A 4863-nucleotide genomic window follows, 5' to 3' on the forward strand; every position below is an offset into this window, starting at 1 on the left:
TAGTCAAGCTCCACTCAGGATTCAAAGAAGAAACCATGATGCGAGGGAACAAACCAGCAAAGTAAGCAGCCGTTACAGAAATAACGGATAAGGAGCTGAATACAAAGCCCAATTTTGTATTACGAGTACGTGTTGCGCCCCAAGAAATGAGGAAGAACACGATTGCCAACGCAAAGCAAATAATTGCTAATACAGAGTTAAACAAATCTGTAAATACATAAGTTGCACCTACCAATGCTAATGCACCGATAGCTGTAGGAACACCTACTACTAAGGAAGCTGCACGAGCGCGTTCAGAAACAGCACCAGCAGTTTTGATAGAAGTGAACAAGCCACCATGGTATGTGAATACCAAGATAAACGCAATGCCACAAAGTACTGTGTATGGGCTTAACAAATCAAAGAATGTGCCTACATATGTCATGCTTGCATCAATTGGAGTACCTTGAATCAAGTTACCAACTGTAACGCCCCACAACAATGCAGGAATCAAGGAACCAAAGAAGATGCAGTAGTCAAAAGTTTTACGCCATAACAAGTTAGGGCTCTTGGAGCGGAATTCAAAAGATACGCCACGGATAATAAGAGCCGCAAGCATTAAGAATAACGCTAAATAGAAACCACTAAACAATGTAGCATATACATGAGGGAAGGATGCAAATAATGCACCACCAGCAGTGATCATCCATACCTCGTTACCATCCCAAACAGGACCCAAGGCATTGATCATTTGACGACGTTCAACGTCAGTTTTACCGATGAATGGTAATAAAATACCAGTACCATAGTCAAAACCTTCTAATAAGAAGAAGCCAGCGAATAGTACAGTAATTAAAATAAACCATACCACTTCAAGGTTATTAAAAATTAATTCCATAATCTCGCCTCCTCTTTTTCAACTACATCGTGAGATGGATTGCCATCTGGACCTTTTTTGATGTGTTCTACAGCAAGGTAGAGAGCTGCAATAGCTGCTACGATATACACAACTGTGAAGCCGATGATAGTAGTCATAATTTCTGGAGCTGTAACGGATTTAGAAGCACCGTCTACAGTTAATTGCAAGCCATTTACAAGCCATGGTTGACGACCTGCTTCTGCTACAAACCAACCTGTGGAATGAGCAATGAATGGCAATGGCAATGTCCAGAACATAATTTTTAAGAATGTGCGATTTCCAACCAATTTGTCTTTTGCATTAAGGATAAGACCTACGAATGCAACGAGTAACATAATGGAACCAGCTGCAACCATGATACGGAATGTCCAGAAGATTGCTGGAACATCTGGAATATAGTTACCAGGACCATATTGAGCCTCGGATTTAGCTTGAAGATCTTTGATACCTTCTACTTTACCAGAAGTAAAGGAGTTTTGAGTTAAGAAGGACAAACCACCAGGGATTTCAAGTGCACCCGTATTCTTTTGAGCTTTAGTATCAATGTTAGCTACCAAAGAGAATGGAGCAGGATCTTGTGTTTCCCACAATGCTTCCATAGCAGCCATTTTCATAGGTTGTACTTTTGTAATGTATTGACCTTGATGATGACCTGCCAAAGCGCCTAAAGTACCGAATACAAGAGCAATAACCATGCCCCATTTAGCAGAACGACGGTAGAAGTCTGTCGCATTGTTGCGCAATAAGTGCCAAGCACTGATGGCCATGATAATTACGCCTGCTGTTAATAAACCATTTAACACGATATGGAAGAATTGGCCTGGTACATAACCATTTTGAACAATTGTTAAGAAATTATCCATTTCTGCACGGCCATTACGGATTACATAACCTACAGGATGTTGCATGAAGGAGTTCGCTACGAGAATCCAGAATGCAGATAGGTTTGTACCTAATGCTACCAACGTAGCTACAAGGGCATGAACAGTTTTATTTAAACGATCCCAGCCAAAGATCCATACACCCATGAATGTAGATTCCAAGAAAAATGCCATTAATGCTTCAAGGGCCAATGGAGCGCCGAAAATGTCACCCATAAAACGAGAATATTCTGCCCAGTTCATACCGAAATGGAATTCCTGAACAATACCAGTTACCACACCCATAGCAAAGTTAATTAGGAACAATTTGCCCCAGAATTTTGCCATTTTTTTGTATACTTCTTTACCAGTAGACACATATGTCCACTCTAAGATAGCTACAGTCACTGTCATGCCTAGTGTGAACGGCACAAACAACCAGTGATAGATAGATGTTAGCGCAAATTGTAATCGAGCTAAATCTACAGCTTCAAACATGTGTTTTCCTCCTTAGAATAAAATACCTACATCACTTGATGAGCTTTCGCTATAAACCTTGTATCATTGCGCTTGTGAATATGGCAACGCTTCAGACGCAATCAACTGTTCACGTTGGGCAAGAGTTTTAAAGTTAACCAGCTCCAACTGATTGATTAATTGATCCTGAATTGTTCCCATCGCTTCATTGATAGCACAATGTCCCATACAAGACTTAGAGCAAGAACCTACATCATATAAACACCGTTGTAAATACGCATCCCCTTCTACCGCTCTAATTACATCGAGCAATGAAATCTCTTGAGGGTCTCGATTGAGGGCAAACCCACCATCTACACCACGAAAGGATTTCATAATCCCAGCTGCAATGAGACTACGCATAATCTTGAGCAAAAATCGTTCTGGAATCAATTCTTGCTCAGCCAATACAGAACCCGTTAGCTTCGTTCCCGAAGGTAAGAGCGCCATATGTAAGACCATGCGAAATGCATAATCCGTGGCCTGATTTAACTTCATAAGGTCTCCTTTCTCGTGCACTCGGACAAACGTATTACTAAATCTAGTATAATCGAAATAAAACAATACTGCAATGGTATTGTTTTATTTATTGAGAATTAACATATATAGATTTTAAGCCTATAAATTAGGTTATACCTGAATATTTTTATGTCCACAAAATCATTTTTTGATTTATATTATCAAAAAAGACTGCCCACGTATGAGCAGTCTTTATAGATTATTTTGTAATTTCTCGTACGAGATGTGCCATTTCAGGAATAATAAGTTTACTCATCGCCAAAGTAACGGCACCTACAGAGCCTGGAACAGAGAACATCAAGGTGTTATTGTTGACCCCCGCTTCAGCACGAGACGCCATCGCCTTAGTACCAATATCCTCTGTATAGGATAAATATCTAAAGATTTCACCAAATCCAGGAATATGTTTCTCATAGAGACTATTTGCCGCTTCAATTGTTACATCGCGCTTAGCAATTCCCGTACCACCTGTAGAGATAATAACATCAATAGATTCATCATTACACCATGGAATCATTGCATTTCTGATTTCATTATAATCATCAATAACAATTTTACGATCTGCCACAATATGGTCTGCTTGTTCTAAAAATTCTTGTACTTTATTACCGCCTTTATCAGTTTCAAAGGTACGCGTATCAGAAACTGTTAAAATAGCAACGCGTAAAGGTCTTGCTACAACTTCGTAAGACATAGTTCCTCCTAGAATAACGGAATAATAGATGCTAATGTAGGCCATCCATTATCGCGTAAAAAATCACGTAATGACCATGTATAGTGAATAAATGGTGCACAATGTAGGCGTAACCAGAACGATAAGTACGGTGTGTCACCTTGGAATATAGCCAATCGATTTAAGGCATATAAATTATCGCCTGGCTGTACTGTACCCGGTTGTACTGTGAAAGCCATTTTGTAACCAGATTGTTTAGTTACATATTGAACGAGCATATCGTTAAACCCACCAGGATATGCTAAATATTCAATAGGCTCACCTAAAATACCCTCCAATGAAGTCTTCCCTCCAAGCAGAGCATCTGGCAACTCAGTAGGGTCAATTTTGGTTAAGATCTTATGATGATTAGTATGACCTTGAATATCGAAGCCATCTGCTTCCATTTTATGCATTTGTTCTGTAGAAACAAAACCAGGCGTATTAGCTGCATCACTAATCATAAACAAGGTAGCCTTCATATTGTATTCCTTTAAAATAGGCAATACATTTTTATAGTTATCTACATAGCCATCATCAAAGGTGATAACAATTGGCTTATTAGGTAATTCAGTACCATTTTCTAAATAATCATATAATTGAGCCAACGTAATCGTGTTATATCCCTGATTATGTAGATATTCCATCTGTTCTCTAAACTGATCAACATGAAGCGTCAAAGCAGAATGCTTTTCATCATTCACTTGGTGATAGTTTAGTACAGGGACACCATAAATCTTATAATCAGTAGACAGCCCCCACATAACGCCAAATGAGATAGCTAAAATTGCAATACATATTGCGAGAAAACATAATATTTTTTTAATACAGCTCTTGCCATATTTATACATAAAAACTAATCACTCCAATCCACTTAAGCATATAATGAGAATATCACACATACCTAGTATTATCAAGAAAATCCCTCACAAGATATTCATATTAATCTATGAATGAAAATATTTATTAGTAATATGCAAAAATAGACATAAAAAAGCCCTATAAACTTGGAGATCAAGAGTATAGGGATCGTTATTTACATATATTTAAAGTTATACAGCGGCTTTACGGTTCGGTAACATTGGCACGTTGTGCCGCGTTACCGTATGGATAGAGTTGGATACTACCACTAGCCGCGGCTTCCTATCAATCCTCACTGTGGATTTCCCTTCTCTGCTTCGCAGCTCGGTAAATCTTACGTTCGGAAGCACTCATATGGGTCATTTGCGTCGCTTAGTTCTAAGTCCTCTTCGGTTGCCCTACTTGCTTCCTCACTGTGGATTTCCCTTCTCTGCTACGCAGTTCGGTAAATCTTACGTTCGGAAGCACTCATATGGGTCATTTGCGTCGCTTAGTTC

5 protein-coding genes are annotated in these 4863 nt (G+C 39.0%); all 5 read right to left on the bottom strand.

Annotated features, from left to right (window positions below; genetic code table 11):
* On the bottom strand, positions 1-877 hold an 877-nt coding region (cydB, locus tag Q7P05_RS01900), incomplete at its 3' end, for a cytochrome d ubiquinol oxidase subunit II (protein WP_303930201.1).
* Positions 868-2256, bottom strand: coding sequence for a cytochrome ubiquinol oxidase subunit I (locus tag Q7P05_RS01905; RefSeq protein ID WP_303930202.1), 1389 nt, complete (start codon positions 2254-2256; stop codon positions 868-870). The genes cydB and Q7P05_RS01905, both read right to left, overlap by 10 nt.
* A 63-nt stretch (positions 2257-2319) precedes the next feature.
* Entirely contained in the window at positions 2320-2772 is a 453-nt protein-coding gene (locus tag Q7P05_RS01910; protein ID WP_156719683.1) for an Rrf2 family transcriptional regulator, read from the bottom strand.
* A gap of 220 nt (positions 2773-2992) precedes the next feature.
* Entirely contained in the window at positions 2993-3487 is a 495-nt protein-coding gene (locus Q7P05_RS01915; protein ID WP_303930204.1) for a molybdenum cofactor biosynthesis protein B, read from the bottom strand.
* Between the two features lie 8 nt (positions 3488-3495).
* Entirely contained in the window at positions 3496-4356 is an 861-nt protein-coding gene (locus Q7P05_RS01920; protein ID WP_369680423.1) for a polysaccharide deacetylase family protein, read from the bottom strand.
* Positions 4357-4863: the final 507 nt, after the last annotated feature.

This window comes from Veillonella dispar (assembly GCF_937975875.1).
GTDB lineage: Bacteria > Bacillota > Negativicutes > Veillonellales > Veillonellaceae > Veillonella > Veillonella dispar_B.

Coding starts and splice junctions, on each gene's coding strand:
- Q7P05_RS01905 (WP_303930202.1), bottom strand. CDS start 2,256: ATGTTTGAAGCTGTAGATTTAGCTCGATTACAATTTGCGCTAACATCT.
- Q7P05_RS01910 (WP_156719683.1), bottom strand. CDS start 2,772: ATGAAGTTAAATCAGGCCACGGATTATGCATTTCGCATGGTCTTACAT.
- Q7P05_RS01915 (WP_303930204.1), bottom strand. CDS start 3,487: ATGTCTTACGAAGTTGTAGCAAGACCTTTACGCGTTGCTATTTTAACA.
- Q7P05_RS01920 (WP_369680423.1), bottom strand. CDS start 4,356: ATGTATAAATATGGCAAGAGCTGTATTAAAAAAATATTATGTTTTCTC.